Below are 16,608 nucleotides of genomic sequence, written 5' to 3' on the forward strand. Positions count from 1 at the left end.
ATCCTCCTCGAAACATCTATTGGTCTGCAGTATAGACCTTACGTGTGACGAGGCGAAAGGGGTCCGAGTCACGGGCGCGCGTCGATGTCGGCGCCCGTCCAGAGGTCTTCGCACGCCACGGCCCGTGCGCCGTGCGCGGCGAGGTACGGCCCCGCTCCGGCGTCGGCGCGCGCCGTCGCGCGGACGGCGGGCCAGTGGGTCGCACCCAGGAGCACCGGATGGCCCGGCCGGCCGTCGTACGTGGCCCGGACGAGAGCCGTGCGCAGGTCCCGCTCGGCAGCGCGCACCCGCGCCACGGCCGCGGCCGGCAGGCCCGGTATGTCGACCGGGGCGATGATTGCCGCGTCGGCGCCGGCCGCCGCCGCAAGGCCCGCCGTGAGCGACCGCGACAACCCTCCACGCCAGTCCGGCGCGACGATCGCGCGCGCTCCGGCGGGTACCAGCGGCGCGGCATCCGCGGCAGCCGCGCCCAGTACGACGACGACATCGTCGCAGCCGCCGCCGCGCAGTGCTGCGGCCACCCGCGACAGCCACGGCACGCCCGCGTCGTCACGGGCGAGCGCCTTGGGGCCGCCGAAGCGGGTGCCGGCGCCGGCGGCGAGGATCACCCCGGTCACGCGGCCGGCCGGGTCCGTCATCGCACCAGCGTAGGACCGTAGCGCGCCGGAAACATCGCGGAGCTACCGTGTGCCCATGCTGGAGCTGGCCGACGCTCTCCTCCCCGCGCTCGACGCGGGTGAGGCGGTCGCGGTCGTCACGGTGACCGCGGTCGCACGCAGCGCTCCTCGCGGTCCGGGCGCCGCGATGGCGGTGCGCCGCGACGGGTCGGTGGTCGGATCGATCTCGGGCGGATGCGTGGAGGGCGACGCCGTGATGCTGGCCCTGGGAGTGCTCGCGACGGGTCGCGTCGTCGCCGCAACGCTCGGATTCACCGACGACGCGGCGCACGCCGCGGGCCTCGCGTGCGGCGGGAGCGTCGACGTCCTCGTGCATCGGGTCGACCCGGATGACCTCGTCGCCCGCGCCGTATTATCCGCGCCTCGGACCCGCACGACCCGTGTCGGCGTCGTGGCATCCGGCCCCGAGGGCGGTCGCCTCATCGCGGACCCCGACATCCCCGCGGGAACGGGGACGCGCATGCTGCCGTCGGCATACGACGGAGCCGACCTGTTCGTGATCGAGCGCGCGCCGCGCCCGCACCTGGTTCTCGTGGGCGCGGGAGAGCACGCGATGGCACTCGCCCGGCTCGCCTCCGCCGCGGGATACCGGGTCAGCGTGTGCGATGTGTGGGAGCGCCTGGTCACGCGCGAGCGGTTCCCCACTGCCGACCGGATCGTCGTCGGGCTGCCCGCCGAGCACCTGGTCGAGCTGCTGGCGCCCGCCGCCCCGCATGCGGCCGTGTGCGTGCTCAGCCATGACGAGCGCGTCGATGTTCCGGCGCTGGCGGCCGCTCTCCGCCTCGGCGCGGGGTTCGTCGGCGCCATGGGTGCCCGGGCCACCGTGACGGCCCGGGCGCGGGTGCTGGCGGCCGACGGCGTTCCCGCGGCGGATATCGACCGCATCCGTGCCCCCCTCGGCATCGACCTCGGAGACCCCTCACCGGAGGGGACGGCCGTGGCCGTGCTGGCCGAGATCACCGCCGCGCGGTTCGGCGGCACCACGCGGCCCCTCCGAGACCTGACCGGGCCGATCCACCGCCGCGTCGAGCCATCCGCGGACTCGTGCGCCGTCCCGGCAGTAACGTCTTAGCGTGAGCGCCCCCGACACGACCGACGAGCAGTACCTCGAGCGCGCCGTCGACCTCGCGCGATCGGCGCGCGAGCGTGGGGACCATCCTTTCGGGGCGCTGATCGTGACCGCCGGCGGCACGGTGATCGAGGGGCGCAACTCCGTGATGACCGGGCACGACCCGACCGGGCATGCCGAGATGAACGCGGTGCGGGCGGCGGGTACGCAGCTCGGCGCGGTGGAGTTCGCCGCCGCCACGCTCTACGCGAGCACGGAGCCGTGCGTGATGTGCGCCGGTGCGGCCTACTGGGCCGGGATCGGCCGGGTCGTCTATGCATTCGGCTCCGACGCGCTCATCGCGCTCGTCGACGAGGGCGATGACGCCCCCTCCATGTCGTTGCACAGCCGAGAGGTGTTCGCGCGGGGTTCCCGGGCGATCGAGGTCGTCGGGCCCGTCGACGTCCCCGGGGCGCGAGCCGTGCACCAGGGGTTCTGGACCGGGGGCTGACGTCGCCTGGAACGAGGACGAAACATGCGGTCGCTACGCTCGCGACCTGCGGGTCCTATCAACCATGACCGACTCCCGCGAGTCGGCAGGCGGCTCAGGGCGGGGACTGCGGCGACCCTTTCGTCACAGCGCCCCGAAGGAGCATCCATGTCCACTCCCGTCGACAAGTCGCAGGTCGGTCTGACCGAGCGCCAGTACCACATCGGCATCGCCCCCGGAGAGGTGTCGTCGGTGGCGCTCCTCCCCGGCGATCCGTTCCGTGTGCCCTTCGTGGCCGAGTTCCTCACCGACGTCCGCGAGGTCGCCCACAACCGCGAGCACCGTACGATGACCGGCTGGTAAAAGGGTCGTCACATCACCGCGACCTCGACGGGCATGGGATGCCCGTCCACGGCCATCGCCGTCGAGGAGCTCGCGCGCGTCGGAGTCACGAGCGTCATCCGCGTCGGCAGTTCCGCGGGCCTCCAAGCCGGCATCGCCCCCGGCGACCTCCTCGTGAGCGAGGGCAGCTTCCGCAACGACGGCACCACCGACGCGTACGTTCCCAAGGGCTTCCCCGCCGTCCCCGATCCCGGTCTCACGCTGACCCTGACCCGGCACGCCCAGCGCATCGCCGCCGCATCCGGCACCCGCGCGCACACCGGCATCAGCGCGAGCGACGACGCGTTCTACGCCGAGACCCCCGAGTGGATCGCCCGGCTGAGCGGCATGGGGATCCTCAACGTCGAGATGGAGGCATCGGCGATGTACGTGGTCGCGCGCCTGCGGGGACTGCGCGCCGGGATGATCTGCGCGTGCTCGAGCAACCTCGTCGACGGCGCCTCGCTGTACTCCGAGAAGAACGCTGCGCTCAAGGACGGCTGGATGCGGTCGATCGAGGCAGCGCTGGAGACGGCGGTCGAGCTCGAGCTGTGACGCGACCCCTCCGGCGGGGCGCATCGTGTCACGCGACGTGTTGACGGGGGAAACATCCGGGTAATCCGGCGCTGATTGACTGACCCGGCCCGCGCGGCGCACCCGAGCCGCGCGCCGGCCGTGCGAAGGAGGAGCGTGGACATCCACACCGTCACGAGCTTCCGGCGCGCACTCTCGCGCGACGACCTCGCTCTCGCCCCGGGGGAGACGTTCCTCGCCGGCGGCACGTGGCTCCTCAGCGAGCCGCAACCCGGGACGACGGGGTTCGTCGATCTCACGACCCTCGGGTGGCCCGACCTCCAGGCGACCGACGCGGGACTGCGTATCGGCGCCACCTGCACGATCGGGCGCCTGGTGCGGTGGTCCCAGGCCGAGGCGCCCCCCGAGTGGACGGCCGCGGGGTCGTTCCCGGATGCCGCGAACGCGCTCCTGGCGAGCTTCAAGATCTGGCGCACGGCCACCGTCGGCGGCAACATCTGCCGCTCGTTCGCCGCCGGCGCGATGGTCGCCCTCGCTGCGGGCCTCGACGGCACGGCCGAGGTGTGGACGCCCGACGGCGCGTCGCGGCACATCCCGGTGGCCGACCTCGTCACCGGCGACGGCACCAACAGCCTCGCCCGCGGCGAGGTGCTGCGGGCGATCGACCTGCCCGACGCGGCCCTGCGCTCCCGCTTCGTCCTGCGCAAGATCGCCCTCGCCGAGCACGGGCGCTCCGGCGCGGTGATCACCGGGCGGGTCGATGCCGACGGCGGCACGGTGTTCGGCGTCACGGCTGCGACCGCGCGGCCGGTCGTGCTGCGCTTCCCTCGGCTCCCGAGCGCGACGGTGCTCCGCGACGCCATCCACGCCGCGTCCGGCTACTACACCGACCCTCTCGGGTCTGCTGACTGGCGTCGCGGGGTGAGCGGAGTGCTCGCCGAGCGGATCCGGGTGGCCCTGCACGCAGAGGCGCCCGCGGCGTGAGGTTCGAGGTCAACGGACACGAGATCGAGGCCGACCCGCGCGCCGGGCAGTCGTTGCGCACGCTCCTGCGTGAGCACGGGCATACGGAGGTCAAGAAGGGGTGCGATGCGGGCGACTGCGGCGCGTGCTCGGTGCTTCTCGATGCCGAGCCGGTGCACTCCTGCCTCATCCCGGCGATGCGGGTGGAGGGCAGTGCCGTCACGACCGCGGCGGGGCTCGCCCCCGGTGAGGCTCGGCATCCGGTGCAGGAGGCCCTCGCCGAGGGGTTCGGCTTCCAGTGCGGATTCTGCACGCCGGGGATGGCGGTGACGGCCTCGACGCTGGCGCCGGAGGATCTGCCGCACCTCGACCGGACGATGCGCGGGAACCTCTGCCGCTGCACGGGGTACCGGCCGATCCGCGCGGCGATCCGTGAGGCGGTGCTGGGCCCGGTGCGCGAGACGGGGTCGGGACGCCCCGTCTCGTCGCTCGGCGACGGGGAGGGGGTGGGGCGCTCGGTCGCCCCGCCCGAGGCGCAGCGCATCGTGCAGGGGCTCGAGCCGTTCACCTTCGACGAGCCGGTGCCCGTGCCCGGCGACGTGCTCGTGCTGCGCGTGCTGGGATCGCCCCATCCGCATGCCCGCATCCGGTCGATCGACACGGCCGCCGCTCGGGCCGTCCCGGGCGTCGTCGCGATCCTCACGCACGAGGACGCACCGGCGACGCGATACTCCACGGCACGCCACGAGCACCGCACCGACGACCCCGACGACACACGCATGATCGACGATGTGGTGCGCTTCGTGGGGCAGCGCGTCGCAGCGGTCGTGGCCGAGACCGAGGCCGCCGCGGAGGCTGCCTGCCGCGCGGTGCATGTCGAGTACGACGTGCTCCCGGCCGTCTTCGATCCCGAGGAGGCGCGGGCCCCCGGCGCGCCCCTGCTGCATCCGGATCGCACGCCCGAGGACCGCGTCGCCGAGGCCGCCCGCAACGTCGTGGCGGCGATGCACGAGCAGCAGGGCGGCGACGCGGAGGTCGCGCTCGCGGCGAGCGCCGTCACGGTGACCGGCACGTGGCGGACGAGCCGCGTGTCGCACGCGCAGCTCGAGACCCACGGCGCTGTGGGGTGGCTCGACGACGACGGGCGTCTCGTGATCCGGGCCAGCACCCAGGTGCCCTTCCTCACGCGCGACGAGCTCGCTCGCATCCTGGATCTGGACCCCGACCGCGTCCGTGTCCACGCCGCGCGCGTCGGCGGGGGGTTCGGAGGCAAGCAGGAGATCTTCGCCGAAGACCTCGTCGCCCTGGCCGTGCTGCGCACCGGCCGTCCGGTGGCGTACGAGCTGTCCCGCGCCGAGGAGTTCCTCCGCACCTCGGTCCGCCATCCGATGCGCGTGTCGGTGTCGCTCGGCGCGACAGTCGAGGGGGTGCTGACGGCGATGACCGTCGACGTGCTCAGCGACACTGGCGCCTACGGCAACCATGCGATCGGCGTGATGTTCCACGGCGTCGCCGAGTCGACCATCGTGTACCGCGTGCCCGTCCGCCGCATCGACGCCGAGGCGGTGTACACCAACAACGTGCCGTCGGGGGCGTTCCGGGGCTACGGCCTCGGGCAGGTGATGCTCGGTGTCGAGTCGGCGATGGACCTGCTCGCCGAGAAGCTCGACATCGACCCGTTCGAGCTGCGGCGCATCAACGCGGTGCGGGAGGGCGATCCGCTGCATCCGGATGACGACAAATACGAGGAGGATCTCGTCTGGGGCAGCTACGGCCTGGACCAGTGCCTCGATCTCGCGCAGGCGGCACTGCGCCGCGGCAACGGCGTCGCGATTCCCGAGGGCGCCCAGTGGCGGGTCGGCGAGGGCATGGCCCTCGCGATGATCGCGACGATCGCCCCGCGCGGGCACGTGTCGCACACCTCCGCCACGCTGCGTGCCGACGGCACGTTCGTAGTCCGCACCGGCACGGCGGAGTTCGGCAACGGCACCACCACGGCGCTGCGCCAGATCGCGGCATCCGATCTCGCGGCCGGCTTCGACCGCATCGAGCTGCGCACCGCCGACACCGACGCCGTCCGTCACGACACCGGCGCCTTCGCCTCGACCGGCATCACCGTCGCCGGGAAGGCCCTCCACGCCGCGTGCCTCGCCCTGCGGTCCCGGATGCTGGAGCTCGCGGCCGCGCTCGCCGGCGCCGACAGCCCAGCCGCAGCTCGACCGACCTCGACCGGGGTACGTGTGGGCGGGCGGATGGTGGGTTTCGACGAGATCGTCGCCGCGGCATCCTCCGGCGAGCGCAGCGACGAGGGGCTCGTGGCCGAGGGGGCGGAGTTCGGCGAGCGCCGCTCGCTCGCCTTCAACGTGCACGCCGTGCGGGTCGCCGTCGATGTGGAGACCGGGACCGTGAAGATCCTGCAGTCGGTGCAGTCGGCCGACGCGGGATTCCTCCTGAACCCCGCCCAGGTGCGCGGACAGGTCGAGGGCGGGGCGGCCCAGGGGCTCGGCGGCGCGTTGTACGAGGAGGTGTACATGGAGGACGGTCGCGTGCTCAACCCCGTGTTCCGGCAGTACCGCGTGCCGCAGTTCGCCGACATCCCCGACACCGAGGTGTACTTCGCCGAGACGGCTGACAGCGTCGGGCCGTTCGGCGCGAAGTCGATGAGCGAGTCGCCGTACAACCCCGTGGCTCCGGCCGTGGGCAACGCGATCGCGCGGGCCCTCGGCATCCGCGGGTACGTGCAGCCGTTCTCGCGGGACCGCGTGTGGCGCCTTGCCGCCCCACTGCGCGACTGATCCGGCCGCGGACTCGGCGCGCGGCCGAACCGGCGCCGGATTCGGAGAATGTCCGCAGATTCGGACGCTGGCTGCTGCTGCATCCGAATCCGGGGGCGATCTCCGAATCCGCGGCGGCCGCGGCGACCTGGATAGGGTGAGCGGATGACCTCGGATGCCCCCGACGACGCACTGATCGGAGTGTCGCTCGGGCGCGAGATCCGCGCCGCCCGCACGGCGAAGAAGCTCTCGACGCGAGCCCTCGCCGCCGCCGCCGACATCAGCCAGCCGTTCCTCAGCCAGATCGAGAGCGGCCACACCATGCCCTCGATCGCCACACTGTTCCGCCTGGCCAAGGTGCTCGGCATCTCCCCGTCCGCGCTGCTGCCATCTCCGCCTGAGCCCGACCCGGTGCGCGTCAGCCGCCGCGGCCAGGGCGAGCTCGTACCGGTGTCGGAGTCGGACGATCGGGCGACGAGCCGCATCATCACGCGCGAGACCGAGGGCGGCGCGACAGTGCAGGAGTACGTGCTCGCCGGCGCCTACCTCGGCGACTGGTTCGAGTCCGACGGCGAGAACACCGTCTACGTCGTCTCCGGCGTCGTCACCGTCATGATCGACGGCCGCGGCGAATGGGAGCTCGGCCCCGGCGACGCGCTCACCCACCCCGGCCACTTCCGCAACCGCTGGGCTGTGAAAGATGCCGCCGGCGTGACGCTGGTGCTCATCCACACACCCGCCTGATCCGCCGCCGGTCTCGGTTTACACGTCCGAAACCCGATTGGTATTTGTAATCAACGATAGGTAGCTACGGTGGCGGCGTGGTCACCGACATCACCTATCGCCCCCGGGTCGCGTCATTCCTCGCCGACGACCCGGGCCGGCTTTTCGTCGGCGGCGCCTGGACGGATGCCGCCGCCGGCGAGCGCTTCGCCACGTTCGACCCGGCGACAGGGCACCCGCTGGCCGAGGTGGCCCGGGGCCGGGCCGCCGATGTCGGCCGCGCCGCCGCCTCCGCCCGCGCCGCGCTCGAGGGCGAGTGGGGGCGGATGCGGCCCGCCGACCGGGCGGCGATGCTGTGGCGCATCGGCGACCTCCTCGAGGCGCATCTCGACGATCTCGCCGAGCTCGAGACCCTCGACCAGGGCAAGAACCTCCGCACATCGCGCTTCGGGGAGATCCCCGCCGCGATCAACCAGTTCCGGTACTACGCGGGCTGGCCGACGAAGATCCTCGGCGACACCATCCCGACCTCGCTCAGTCGTACGCCTCCGGGAAAGGAGGTGTTCGCCTACACGCGGCGGGAGCCCGTCGGCGTCGTCGGGGCGATCGTGCCCTGGAACTCGCCGCTGCTCATGGCCGCGATGAAGCTCGCTCCGGCTCTGGCGGCGGGATGCACCGTGGTGCTCAAGCCCGCCGAGGCCACACCGCTCACCGCGCTGTATCTCGGCCGGTTGCTGCAGGAGGCGGGCCTCCCGGCAGGCGTCGTCAACATCGTCACGGGATACGGCGCCGAGGCCGGGCAGGCTCTCGCCGACCACCCCGCCGTCGACAAGATCGCCTTCACCGGCTCGACCGCCGTCGGCAAGCACCTCGTCGCGTCGGCCGCCGGCGACCTCACGCGCCTGACGCTGGAGCTCGGCGGCAAGTCCCCCGCGCTCGTCCTGCCCGACGCCGACCTGCCCGCCACGATCGAGGGGATCTCGCGCGGCATCTTCGACAACGGCGGCCAGGTGTGCGTGGCATCCGCCCGCGTCTATGCCCATCGATCGGTCTATCCGGAGGTGGTCGACGGGATGGCGGCCTTCGGCGACGCTCTGCGCCTCGGCCACGGGCTCGACCCCGACGCCGATCTCGGGCCGCTGGTCAGCCTGACCCAAGCCGACCGCGTCGTCGCCTACCTCGAGGAGGGGCGGGCGCAGGGTGCTCAGGTGCACGGCGGCCGGCGCAGCGGACCGGCCGGCACCTTCGTCTCGCCGACCGTGGTGACCGGCGTGACCCCCGGCATGCGGCTGATGCGCGAGGAGATCTTCGGCCCGGTCGCCGTGGTGACGCCCTACGACGAGCTGGAGGAGGTGATCGGGTGGGCCAACGACTCCCCTTACGGCCTGGCCGCGAGCGTGTGGACGCGGGGGCTGAGCGACGCGCACCGCGTCGCCGCTCGCCTGCAGGCCGGCACCGTGTGGGTCAACTGCCACTCCTTCCTCGGGCCGGAGCTTCCGAAGGGCGGGCACAAGGAGTCGGGCTGGGGATACGAGAACGGTCCGCAGGGGCTGGAGAACTACCTGGAGACCAAGACCGTGGTGATGGTGATCTGACATGAGCAAGCGCATCGCGCTGGGCGTCTTCGAGATGATGAACCCCAGCAACGGAATGCCCACGTGGACCGACCCCCGCGGGCGCGGCGACGACTGGGACCGCCTGGAGTACTGGGTGGACCTCGCCCGCGCGCTGGATGCGGCCGGATTCGACTTCCTCTTCTTCGCCGACACCTACGGATACGCCACGCTGGGCGGGCGGATGCCGGAGGAGGTCGCCGCGCACGGGATCCAGTTCCCGGCGCTCGACCCGATGCTGGCGATCGCGGCGCTGGCTCGCGAGACCGACGCACTCGGGTTCGTGGTGACCTCGCCGACCACGGTGGAGCGCCCCTACGCCACCGCGCGCCGATTCGCGAGCCTCGACCGGTTCACGGGCGGACGCATCGGATGGAACGTCGTCACCGGCAGCTCGCAAGCTACGACCGACGAGCTGTTCGGCATCACCGAGCAGCTGGCGCATGACCAGCGCTACGACGCCGCCGACGACTTCCTCGATACGTGCCTGCGTTACTGGGAGCACAGCTGGGACGACGAGGCGGAGGTGCGTGACCGCATCCGGGGCGTCTACGCCGATCCCTCGAAGCTCCATCGCGTGGAGGTGGATGCGGCGTATCAGCGCTCCGCCGGGATCTTCGCCGTTCCGCCGACACCGCAGCGCACCCCCGTGCTGTTCCAGGCGGGAACGTCCGACCGCGGACGCGCCTACGCCGCCCGTAACGCCGAGGCAGTCTTCATCCAGGGCCAGTCGATCGCCTCGGCTGCGGCTCATGTCGCCGACATCCGCGAGCAGGCGGTGAGAAACGGTCGGGCCCCGGACGATGTGAAGGTCATCACCGGAATGACGATCACCGTCGCGCCGACGCGGGCCGAGGCGCACGCGCTGCGCGGTGAGTACGAGGCGCTTCTCGCGAGGGCGGACGCCGCGGTGATGTTCGCCGGCATCACCGGGCTGGACCTGACGGGGCTCGACCCCGACACGAGGGTCGTCGATCTGAAGACCGACCTCGGTCAGACCCTCGTGCAGCGGTACGCGCGACAGAACCCGGAGATGCGGGTCGGCGAGATCCTCGACTCCTTCCGCACGAAGGCCATCCGTGGCTTCCAGATCACCGGCTCGCCCGAGGAGGTCGCCGACGAGATCGAGGCGATCGTCGACGGCTCCGGCATCGACGGGATCATGCTCGAGCCCACGTTCGGCGGCCCCGCCGCCTATCGCGCGTTCATCGAGCTCGTCGTGCCGGTCCTCGCCGCGCGCGGCCGCGTGTCGCCTCCGCCCGGCGCGACGCTGCGCGAGCACCTGTCGGGCATCCCGCGCCTCGCGCCCACCCACCGCGCGCACGCGTTGCACGCCCGCCCGCTCGTCGAGTCGCCATGAAACGTCGGGTTTTCACGCGAAACTGCGCGTTTGTTGGCAAGTCGACGGGAGGACACACATGAGAGCGGATGCTGTCGACGCGGTGCTGCGCGGACTGAAGAGGGCCGGGGTCAGCGTCGCCACGTATCTGCCCGACTCGCTGCTGAAGGAGCTGTATCCGGCGCTGGACGCCGACGCCGACATCCGCACGATCCCGGTGACCAACGAGGGCGAGGGAGCGGCGATCGCCGGGGGCGTCTTCCTCTCCGGCAAGCGCGCGGTGCTGGTGATGGAGAACTCCGGGCTCCGCGCCGCGACCGAGCACCTGGCCCGCATGGGACTGGGCGCCGGCATCCCGGTCGTCATGATCCTGAGCTATCGGGGCGAGATGGGCGAGAACAACTGGTGGGCGATCCCGCACGGGATCACCATGGAGCCGCTGCTGCAGGCGCTGCGCACGCCCTACACGATCGTGCGGGACGTCGATGAGATCGAGACCGCCATCGTCCGCGCCTACGACACCGCCTACGCGTCGTACTACCACGCCGCGATCGTCCTGGGAGGGGACCTGGTCCGATGAGCTACTCGCGATTCGAAGCCATGAAGCTCCTCGGCGCCCGCCTGTCGGATGAGCTCGTCATCCTCTCCCTGGGCGGGGCGGTCGACGAGTGGTACAACGCCGCCCCGCACATGCGCCACGCGAGCCTGTTCCAGCAGCAGCTCGGATGCGTCACGCCCGAGGCCTTCGGACTCGCCGTCGGGCTCCCGCACCGCCGCATCGTCTCCCTCGACACCGATGGCGGGCTGCTGTTCAACCTCGGCATCCTCGCGACCCTCGGCAACGAGCAGCCGCGCAACCTCTTCGTCGTGGTGTGGGACAACGAGCAGTACCAATCGATCGGGGGACCGGCCACCCACACCGCGAGAGGCCGCGTCGACCTCGCCGCGATCGCCCGCGGCGCCGGCGTGACCCACGCGTACGCCGCCGGCACCCTCGAGGAGTTCGACGCGCACTGCGCGGCCGGGCTCGCCGCATCCGAGCCCTACCTCGTCGTGGCCAAGACCGACGGCATCCTCGAGCCGGGGATCCGCCGCAAGCACTCCGACGGGCGTGAGGACAAGTACCTCTTCGTGCGCCACGTCGAGGCCACCGAGGGCATCACGATCATGGGCCCGAGCGAGCACAACTGATGCCGCTGGTGCCCGTGCCCGCAGCGGCCTACGACGTCATCGTCGTCGGCGCCGGGGCCGCCGGATGCGTGCTGGCGGCGCGCCTGTCCGAGAATGCGGCGATGCGCGTCCTGCTGGTGGAGACGGGGCCCGATTCCCGCGGCGTCCGGGAGATCTCCGACGCTGCGCACTGGGACGCGCTCATCGGCGGCCGATACGACCACGGATACCGCTCCACCCCGTCGTCGCACGTGCTCGGACGCGCGCTGGCGATGCCGCGCGGCCGGGGGCTCGGGGGCAGCTCGAGCACGAACGCGATGCTCTGGTATCGCGGCAACCGCGCCGATTACGACGCCTGGGCGGATGGCGGCGCCCCGGGCTGGGGCTATGACGACCTGCTGCCGTACTTCCGTCGGTCCGAGTCGCGCCCGGGGGGAGATCCCGCGTATCGGGGGGCCGACGGACCGATGCGCGTCGGCCCGCTCGCCGACGTGCATGCCATCGCCCGCGCCCTGCTCTCCGCATCTGCCGAACGCGGTCTGCCGGTGCTCGAGGACGCGAACGCCGACTCGAACGAGGGGGCCGTGTACGCCGACTACAACGCCGTCGTCGCGGAGAACGGTGCGATCGAGCGCTGGAGCACCGCGCGCGGCTATCTCGAACCGGCGATCGAGCGCCCGAATCTCGACGTGGTCGTCGACAGCCGCGTGATCGGGATCGACATCACGGGCACGACCGCGCGCGGCATCCGGCACCTGTTCGAGGGCACGGTCCGCACCACCGCCGCTTCCCGCGTCGTGCTGGCCGCGGGCGCCCTCGACACCCCCCGGCTGCTGCAGCTGTCGGGAATCGGCGATGCCGCGCGGCTCCGGGCGGCCGGCATCGACGTGGTGCATCACCTTCCCGGCGTCGGCGAGAACTTCCAGGACCACCCGCTGATCCTCGGGATGAACTTCCGCTCCCGCGCGGGACTGGGTCCGGTGATCGGTAACGGTGGTGGGGCGATGGTGAACTGGCGGAGCTCGCTCGCCGAGGCCGGTCCCGACCTGCACGCCGTCATCGCGCACGGCTCGCGCGGCGACGACGCGCTCCATGCCGCGCACGATCTGTCGGGCGACCAGGTCTTCGCTGTCGTTCCCGGGCTGTACCGATCACGGAGCGTCGGGTGGGTGCGCGTGCGCTCGGCCGATCCCGACGCGCGCTTCGACATCCAGCCCAACTACCTCGCCGACCCGCGGGATCTCGCAGCGATGGTCGAAGCCGTCGACGCCGTGCACGATCTGGTGGCCGCACCCGCCTACGCGGACCTCGCCGAGGGACCGATCACCCCGCCGCACGGCCTGGATCGCGCCGGGAAGGAGAGTTTCGTGCGTCAGAACATCGGCACGTTCTTCCACTGCTCCGGTACGGCGCGCATCGGCAGCGACGAGTTCGCCGTCGTCGACCCGCACCTGCGGGTGCGAGGGCTCGACGGCCTCTGGGTGGCCGATGCATCCGTCATGCCCTCGATCCCGACGTGCAACACGCAGGCACCGACCGTCGCGATCGCCGAGCGGGCAGCCGACCTCCTGGGCGCGGCCTGACACCGCAGCACGCCGGAGCGCGCTTGGCAATCCCTTGCTGCGCCCGGGAACGCCCTGAGATGGTGCCGACATCGACATGGCCCCAACGAAGGGACGATGATGACGGCGAGTTCCCCCCGGGCTCTGCGGGCGCTGGGCGCCGCGGGCGTGCTGACCATGGCGGCGTCATTGCTGGCGGGGTGCTCGGCTGACGGCCGGGAGACCATCCGCTTCACCTTCAGCAAACGCGAGGCGCTCGAGTTCATGAGCGAACTGGTCTCCGAGTACAACTCCTCGCAGGATGACGTCCGCGTCGAGATGGACACCTCGGGCGTGGACGTGGTCTCCGCCAGCTTCGTCCGCGGCAACCCACCCGACATCATGCTCGGCAACTACAACTACGAGGTCGCCCGGTTCGTCGACCGGTGCGCGCTGTCGGACCTCTCCGACACGGATGCCGCGGCCACCATCCGCGACGACCTCGATGTGCTGATGGCCCAGTACGGCACGTGCGAGGGCCGCACGAGCGCCCTGCCGTACTCGGTGATGGCGTCTTCGGTCATCTACAACAAGCAGATCTTCGAGGACAACGGCATCGAGGTACCACAGACCTGGGACGAACTGATCGCCGCGTGCGAGGCGCTGACGGCAGCCGGTGTGACGCCGTTCTACGCCACATTCAAGGATGACTGGACCGTGGCGCAGGGCTGGTACGACTACTCCATCGGAGGCTCGCTGGATCTCGTGGAGTTCTTCGATCAGCTCGCGAAGGAAGGGGCGGAGGTGGGCGCCGGCTCGGAGGTGTCGTTCGCCGAGGACTTCGCCGAACCCCTCGACCGGATGGCCGAACTCACCGCGTACACGAACGACGACGCGGCAAGCCGGGCCTACAACGACGGCAATCTCGCGTTCGCCCAGGGCGAGGCGGCGATGTACCTGCAAGGTCCGTGGGCGCTCGCGGAGATCGAGAAGACCGCGCCCGACCTCGACCTGGGCACGTTCCCGCTGCCGATGACCGACGACCCCGCCGACCTGGCGGTGCGCGTGAACACCGATCTCGCGGCGATGATCCCGGAGGAGTCCCGCCACAAGGAGGCCGCGCGCGACTTCCTGGAGTTCCTGTACCTCCCCGAGAACATCGAGGCGTACAACGAATCGCAGCTCGGGTTCGCGCCGACCGAGGGCGCGCCGCCTCCCGGCGACCCGCGGATCGAGGGCATGACGACCTACTACGACGAGGGACGGTTCTACCAGGGCGCATCCGTGCTCGTGCCCAAGACGATCCCGGTCTTCGCGTACGCACAGGCTCTCGCGCTGGGCGCCGACCCCGGGGCGACCCTCAGCACGATGGATGCCGACTGGGCGCGCCTGGCGTTCCGCTCGCCGATCCCGTCGAGCCAGAACGACGCCCGAGCAGAGGAGGTTTCACGATGACCGCCACCGAGACCATCGTGAGCGGCGGGAGTGCGACCAAGCGCCCGCGGCGCCGCGTCGAACCGATCTACTACCTCTTCCTGTTGCCCACGCTCGTCCTGTTCACCCTCGCCATCACGGTGCCGGGCGTCGTGGGCATCTTCTTCAGCTTCACCGACTCGATCGGCCTGGGCGAGTGGAGCTTCATCGGGTTCACGAACTACATCGCCCTGTTCAGCGACCCCGCGATCCTGCAGAGCTACCTCTTCACCTTCGGGTTCTCCATCGCCACCGTCATCGCGGTCAACGTGATCGCCTTCCTGCTCGCGGTCGGCCTGGTCTCCCGCATCCGGATCAAGACGGGCCTGCGGACGATCTTCGTCATCCCGATGGTGATCTCGGGGATCATCATCGCGTACGTCTTCAACTTCCTCTTCTCCAACTCCATCCCCGCGGTCGGGCAGGCCACGGGCATCTCCTGGCTGCAGACGAGCCTCCTGGCCAACCCCGACCTGGCGTGGGTCGCGATCGTGATCGTGACGGCCTGGCAAGCCGTACCCGGCACGCTCCTCATCTACATCGCGGGGCTGCTCTCGATCCCTGGGGAGGTGTACGAGGCCGCCGACATCGACGGGGCGAGCAAGCGGCAGCAGCTGCTGCGGATCACGCTCCCGCTGGTCGCGGGCTACGTCGTCATCAACGTCATCCTGAGCTTCAAGAACTTCCTCAACGCGTACGACATCATCGTGGGCCTCACCGGCGGCGGGCCCGGCACCGCGACACGCAGCATCGCGATGAGCATCATCTTCGGCTTCAACAGCGGCGACTACGCCTACCAGATGGCCAACGCGACGATCTTCTTCATCGTCGCCGTGCTCATCTCCCTCCTCCAGCTCTCGCTCACGCGCGGAAGGAAGGTCTTCTGATGACGACGCAACCGGCTCTGTCGGCGGAGACCGCGGAAGGCGAGCTCATCGCCGAGCGCGAGCGCTCCTCCGCTCCCCCCCGCGCGCGCGGCCGCACGGGCAAGGAGCGCATCAACTGGTCGGGCACGATCGTGCTGATGCTCTGCGCGGTCACCGTGCTCCTTCCGCTGTACGTGACCATCTCGATGGCATTCAAGACGTCGGGGCAGGCGGTGGACGGCAACGCCTTCTCGCTGCCCGCGCCGTTCAGCATCGACGGATTCATCGAGGCCTGGAACCTCACGAAGTTCCCCGTGGGTGCCGCCGTGTCGCTGTTCGTCACGGCCGGCACGGTCATCCTCACGATCATCCTGGCCGCCTTCGCGTCATACGCGATCGTGCGCAACTGGGATCACCGGCTCTTCCGATACTCGTTCTTCTATCTGCTCGCGGCGATGTTCATCCCCTTCCCGGTCGTCGCCCTGCCGCAGATCCAGCTGACCGGGCGGGTGGGGCTCGACAACCCGGTCGGCGTGGTCATCCTGGCGACGATGTTCCAGCTGAGCTTCAGCGTGCTTCTGTTCACGGCCTTCCTGCGCTCGATCCCGATCGAACTGGAGGAGAGTGCCCGCATCGACGGCGCGTCAACCTGGCAGACGTTCTGGCAGCTGATCTTTCCGCTCCTGGCGCCGATGAGCGCGACGGTCGGCATCTTCGCCTTCCTGTACGCCTGGAACGATTTCATGATGCCGTCGCTGATCATCTCCGACCCCGCGATGCAGACGCTCCCGGTGCGGCAGAACCTCTTCCAGAACCAGTTCAGCAACAACTACAACGTGGCGTTCGCGTCGTATCTCATGGCGATGGCGCCCGCGATCATCGCGTATCTGTTCACGCAGCGCTGGGTCATGGAGGGCGTGACGCAGGGAGCCGTCAAGGGCTGAGGTCCGCGGGCCGCCGAGCCTTTCCGAATCGTCCTCACCGTCGTCGGATTCGGAGAATGACGCCGGATTCGG

Annotated in this window: 16 protein-coding genes; 15 read left to right on the forward strand and 1 reads right to left on the reverse strand. The window is 71.0% G+C overall.

Features of this window, described 5'->3' with window-relative positions; all coding sequences use genetic code 11:
- Positions 1-68: 68 nt before the first annotated feature.
- On the reverse strand, positions 69-638 hold the full coding sequence (locus ACTU3I_RS01475; RefSeq protein ID WP_442923831.1) for a nucleotidyltransferase family protein: 570 nt from the start codon (positions 636-638) through the stop codon (positions 69-71).
- A 55-nt stretch (positions 639-693) separates the two neighbouring features.
- On the opposite strand from ACTU3I_RS01475, the gene ACTU3I_RS01480 reads away from it, so the two are divergent.
- The 15 genes from ACTU3I_RS01480 (at position 694) to ACTU3I_RS01550 (ending at position 16,536) form a co-directional block, all read left to right on the forward strand.
- A complete protein-coding gene (locus tag ACTU3I_RS01480; protein ID WP_442923832.1) occupies positions 694-1,749 on the forward strand; it encodes an XdhC family protein in 1,056 nt (351 codons plus the stop codon).
- Position 1,750: 1 nt separating this feature from the next.
- On the forward strand, positions 1,751-2,236 hold the full coding sequence (locus ACTU3I_RS01485) for a nucleoside deaminase (RefSeq protein WP_442923833.1): 486 nt from the start codon (positions 1,751-1,753) through the stop codon (positions 2,234-2,236).
- 147 nt (positions 2,237-2,383) lie between these two features.
- Positions 2,384-2,578, forward strand: coding sequence for a hypothetical protein (locus ACTU3I_RS01490; RefSeq protein WP_442923834.1), 195 nt, complete (start codon positions 2,384-2,386; stop codon positions 2,576-2,578).
- A gap of 12 nt (positions 2,579-2,590) precedes the next feature.
- Positions 2,591-3,151 carry a phosphorylase family protein gene (locus ACTU3I_RS01495; RefSeq protein WP_442925296.1) on the forward strand — a complete coding sequence of 187 codons (561 nt, stop codon included), beginning with the start codon at positions 2,591-2,593 and terminating at the stop codon, positions 3,149-3,151.
- A 135-nt stretch (positions 3,152-3,286) separates the two neighbouring features.
- Positions 3,287-4,114, forward strand: a complete 828-nt coding sequence (locus ACTU3I_RS01500; protein ID WP_442923835.1) for an FAD binding domain-containing protein — start codon at positions 3,287-3,289, stop codon at positions 4,112-4,114.
- Positions 4,111-6,888: a molybdopterin-dependent oxidoreductase gene (locus tag ACTU3I_RS01505; protein ID WP_442923836.1), complete on the forward strand. Its 2,778-nt coding sequence runs from the start codon at positions 4,111-4,113 to the stop codon at positions 6,886-6,888. Before ACTU3I_RS01500 ends, ACTU3I_RS01505 begins: the two co-directional genes overlap by 4 nt.
- 144 nt (positions 6,889-7,032) lie before the next feature.
- Complete coding sequence (locus tag ACTU3I_RS01510) at positions 7,033-7,611, forward strand: helix-turn-helix domain-containing protein (protein WP_442923837.1); 579 nt, start codon at positions 7,033-7,035, stop codon at positions 7,609-7,611.
- A gap of 77 nt (positions 7,612-7,688) precedes the next feature.
- A complete protein-coding gene (locus ACTU3I_RS01515; RefSeq protein WP_442923838.1) occupies positions 7,689-9,185 on the forward strand; it encodes an aldehyde dehydrogenase family protein in 1,497 nt (498 codons plus the stop codon).
- 1 nt (position 9,186) lies between these two features.
- Entirely contained in the window at positions 9,187-10,563 is a 1,377-nt protein-coding gene (locus ACTU3I_RS01520) for an NtaA/DmoA family FMN-dependent monooxygenase (protein ID WP_442923839.1), read from the forward strand.
- Positions 10,564-10,621: 58 nt separating this feature from the next.
- Positions 10,622-11,122, forward strand: coding sequence for a thiamine pyrophosphate-binding protein (locus tag ACTU3I_RS01525; protein WP_442923840.1), 501 nt, complete (start codon positions 10,622-10,624; stop codon positions 11,120-11,122).
- Positions 11,119-11,733, forward strand: a complete 615-nt coding sequence (locus ACTU3I_RS01530; RefSeq protein WP_442923841.1) for a thiamine pyrophosphate-dependent enzyme — start codon at positions 11,119-11,121, stop codon at positions 11,731-11,733. Before ACTU3I_RS01525 ends, ACTU3I_RS01530 begins: the two co-directional genes overlap by 4 nt.
- Positions 11,733-13,295 carry a GMC family oxidoreductase gene (locus ACTU3I_RS01535; protein WP_442923842.1) on the forward strand — a complete coding sequence of 521 codons (1,563 nt, stop codon included), beginning with the start codon at positions 11,733-11,735 and terminating at the stop codon, positions 13,293-13,295. Before ACTU3I_RS01530 ends, ACTU3I_RS01535 begins: the two co-directional genes overlap by 1 nt.
- A gap of 99 nt (positions 13,296-13,394) precedes the next feature.
- On the forward strand, positions 13,395-14,708 hold the full coding sequence (locus ACTU3I_RS01540) for an ABC transporter substrate-binding protein (protein WP_442923843.1): 1,314 nt from the start codon (positions 13,395-13,397) through the stop codon (positions 14,706-14,708).
- Positions 14,705-15,613: a carbohydrate ABC transporter permease gene (locus ACTU3I_RS01545; RefSeq protein ID WP_442923844.1), complete on the forward strand. Its 909-nt coding sequence runs from the start codon at positions 14,705-14,707 to the stop codon at positions 15,611-15,613. Before ACTU3I_RS01540 ends, ACTU3I_RS01545 begins: the two co-directional genes overlap by 4 nt.
- A complete protein-coding gene (locus ACTU3I_RS01550) occupies positions 15,613-16,536 on the forward strand; it encodes a carbohydrate ABC transporter permease (RefSeq protein WP_442923845.1) in 924 nt (307 codons plus the stop codon). The genes ACTU3I_RS01545 and ACTU3I_RS01550 overlap by 1 nt, the downstream gene beginning before the upstream one ends.
- Positions 16,537-16,608: the final 72 nt, after the last annotated feature.

The sequence above is a fragment of the Microbacterium sp. RD1 genome (assembly GCF_052220165.1).
Taxonomy (GTDB): domain Bacteria; phylum Actinomycetota; class Actinomycetes; order Actinomycetales; family Microbacteriaceae; genus Microbacterium.

Bases quoted from the DNA above. Each gene is read 5' to 3' on its own strand.
- ACTU3I_RS01545 (WP_442923844.1), top strand. From the start codon at position 14,705: ATGACCGCCACCGAGACCATCGTGAGCGGCGGGAGTGCGACCAAGCGC.
- ACTU3I_RS01525 (WP_442923840.1), top strand. From the start codon at position 10,622: ATGAGAGCGGATGCTGTCGACGCGGTGCTGCGCGGACTGAAGAGGGCC.
- ACTU3I_RS01480 (WP_442923832.1), top strand. From the start codon at position 694: ATGCTGGAGCTGGCCGACGCTCTCCTCCCCGCGCTCGACGCGGGTGAG.
- ACTU3I_RS01540 (WP_442923843.1), top strand. From the start codon at position 13,395: ATGACGGCGAGTTCCCCCCGGGCTCTGCGGGCGCTGGGCGCCGCGGGC.
- ACTU3I_RS01535 (WP_442923842.1), top strand. From the start codon at position 11,733: ATGCCGCTGGTGCCCGTGCCCGCAGCGGCCTACGACGTCATCGTCGTC.
- ACTU3I_RS01475 (WP_442923831.1), bottom strand. From the start codon at position 638: ATGACGGACCCGGCCGGCCGCGTGACCGGGGTGATCCTCGCCGCCGGC.
- ACTU3I_RS01510 (WP_442923837.1), top strand. From the start codon at position 7,033: ATGACCTCGGATGCCCCCGACGACGCACTGATCGGAGTGTCGCTCGGG.
- ACTU3I_RS01490 (WP_442923834.1), top strand. From the start codon at position 2,384: ATGTCCACTCCCGTCGACAAGTCGCAGGTCGGTCTGACCGAGCGCCAG.
- ACTU3I_RS01530 (WP_442923841.1), top strand. From the start codon at position 11,119: ATGAGCTACTCGCGATTCGAAGCCATGAAGCTCCTCGGCGCCCGCCTG.
- ACTU3I_RS01550 (WP_442923845.1), top strand. From the start codon at position 15,613: ATGACGACGCAACCGGCTCTGTCGGCGGAGACCGCGGAAGGCGAGCTC.
- ACTU3I_RS01520 (WP_442923839.1), top strand. From the start codon at position 9,187: ATGAGCAAGCGCATCGCGCTGGGCGTCTTCGAGATGATGAACCCCAGC.